This is a genomic window from Mycobacterium sp. IDUB_5 (genome assembly GCF_055419565.1).
Genome location: NZ_JBVAXX010000014.1, coordinates 1 through 740 on the forward strand (window position 1 = coordinate 1; position 740 = coordinate 740).

At 65.1% G+C, this 740-nt stretch carries 1 protein-coding gene; it reads right to left on the reverse strand.

The features are described 5' to 3' along the window. A partial coding sequence (locus ACZY1G_RS27790; protein ID WP_463824161.1) for a condensation domain-containing protein occupies nucleotides 1-728 on the reverse strand: 728 nt, incomplete at its 3' end. Between the last annotated feature and the right edge of the window lie 12 nt (nucleotides 729-740).

Consider the following 740-nt stretch of genomic DNA (forward strand, 5'->3'; position numbering starts at 1 on the left):
GCGTAGCGGTTCGACCATGCGTCGAGTTCGGCGTAGGTGACCTCGACACCCTCGAACGACAACGCAACAGCCCACGGACTGTGCTCGGCGCGTGCGCTGACGAGATGGCCCAGCGTGGTCGCGGGTATCGGATGACCGGTGTCGTTGCGTGCTGCCAGCTCGGACCGCTCGGCGGCCGTGATCAGCTCCAGATCACCGACTCGGGTCGTCGAGTCTCGAGCGATCTCGGTGAACAGTGACACGAGTCTCGCGCCGAGCGTGTGCACCGTTTCCCGGTCGAACAGGTCGGCGCTGTACTCGACGGTCAGCGTCGCGGTGCCATCGTGGTGTTCGGTCAGCGTCATGCCGAGGTCGAACATCGCCGACTGGGTGGTGTGTTCGTGCCATCGGATCGGGAGCCCGAAAAGCGTGGTGTCGTCGTCGGTGTCTCTGTGATGGGCGATGAAGACGTTGAACAGTGGGTTGCGGCCGGGAACGCGGGGAGGGTTCAGGGCTTCAACGATGCGGTCGAACGGCAGATCGGTATGGGCGAAAGCGTCGAGATCGTCGGTGCGGATGCGAGTGAGCAGCTCAGTGAAGGTCGGGTTACCCGAGACCTCGGTGCGCAGCACGACCGTGTTGACGAACAAGCCGACGAGGTCACCCAGGACGGCGTCGTCGCGGCCGGCCACCGGGGTTCCGACGACGATGTCGGTGCCAGCACCCAACCGGCGCAACAGAACCGCCACCGCCGCATGCAA